1 protein-coding gene is annotated in these 1374 nt (G+C 66.7%); it reads right to left on the reverse strand.

Annotated features, from left to right (window positions below):
- Positions 1–39: 39 nt before the first annotated feature.
- Entirely contained in the window at positions 40–1326 is a 1287-nt protein-coding gene (locus ACFY2Z_RS41685; RefSeq protein ID WP_390749203.1) for an IS256 family transposase, read from the reverse strand.
- Positions 1327–1374 lie beyond the last annotated feature (48 nt).

The raw sequence follows: 1374 nt of genomic DNA on the forward strand, positions 1-1374 counted from the left end.
GGGTCTGTGTAGCGAACGGTGGAACTCGGTCGGTTTTGTTCAGCGGCGTCCGGCGGTGAGCCGGCCGTCGAAGGTGATGTCGAAGGCTTGGAGTGCGGCCTTCCAGCGCATGGTCCAGCGTTTGCGTCCGGTACCGGTCGGGTCCAGGCTCATGACAGCCAGGTAGACGCACTTGAGGGCGGCCTGGTCAGTGGGGAAGTGCCCCCGGGCCCGGACGGCCTTGCGGATCCGTGCGTTGATGCTCTCGATCGCGTTGGTAGTGCAGACGATCTTGCGGATCTCCACGTCGAACCGGAGGAAGGGCACGAACTCCGCCCAGGCCGCCTCCCAGAGCCGGACGATCGCTGGATACTTCCCGCCCCAGGCATCGGTGAACTCCACGAACCGCTCCAGCGCGGCCTCCTCGGTCGGCGCGGTGTAGACGGGCTTGAGCGCCTTCGCGATCTTCTCCCAGTCCTGCCGGGCCGCGTAACGGAAGCTGTTCCTCAGCAGGTGAACGACACAGGTCTGGACGATCGTCGCAGGCCAGACTGCGTTCACGGCGTCCGGGAGGCCGGTCAGGCCGTCGCAGACCAGCATCAGGACATCGGCCGCGCCGCGGTTCTTGATCTCGGTCAGGACCTGCAACCAGTACTTCGCGCCCTCCCCGCCGTCGCCGATCCACAGGCCCAGGATGTCCCGGTGTCCCTCGGCGGTGACGGCGACCGCCATGTAGACGGGCCGGTTGGCGACCTGCCCGTCCCTGACCTTCACGTTCACACAGTCGATGAAGACGACCGGATAGACGCTGTCCAGCGGACGGTTCTGCCATTCCGTCATGCCGGCCATCACGCTGTCGGTGATCGTGGAGATCGTGGACTTGGAAACTTCCGCGCCGTACACCTCCGCGAGATGCGCGGAGATCTCCCCGTGCGTGAGCCCTTTCGCCGACAGAGACAGGACCATCTCGTCCACGCCGCCCAGACGCCGCTGCCGCTTTTTGACCAGCTGCGGTTCGAACGATCCGGCCCTGTCCCGCGGCACCGCGATCTCGACCGGCCCCGACTCGGTGATCACCGTCTTGGACCGGTGCCCGTTACGGTAGTTCTCCCGACCGCCCTCGGCCCGCTCACCGGGCTCGTGCCCCAGATGATCAGTGAGCTCACCCTCCAGCGCGGACTCCAGCACCCGCTTGGTCAGCTGCTGCAGGAGGCCGCCCTCCCCGGTGAGCTTCACGCCACCGGCCTGAGCCCGGGCAACCAACTCGGCGACCAGCCCGTCATCCACGGCGCCTGTCCCGCTCGCAGCGGCCTTCCCGGCCTCGGTGTCACTCGTCACGTCAGTCATCAACTGTCGCTTCCTGCTCTGGAGTTACACCACTCACCGTACAGACCC

Origin of the sequence: Streptomyces sp. NPDC001222 (genome assembly GCF_042896945.1) — a bacterium.
Classification (GTDB): Bacteria; Actinomycetota; Actinomycetes; order Streptomycetales; family Streptomycetaceae; genus Streptomyces; species Streptomyces gibsoniae.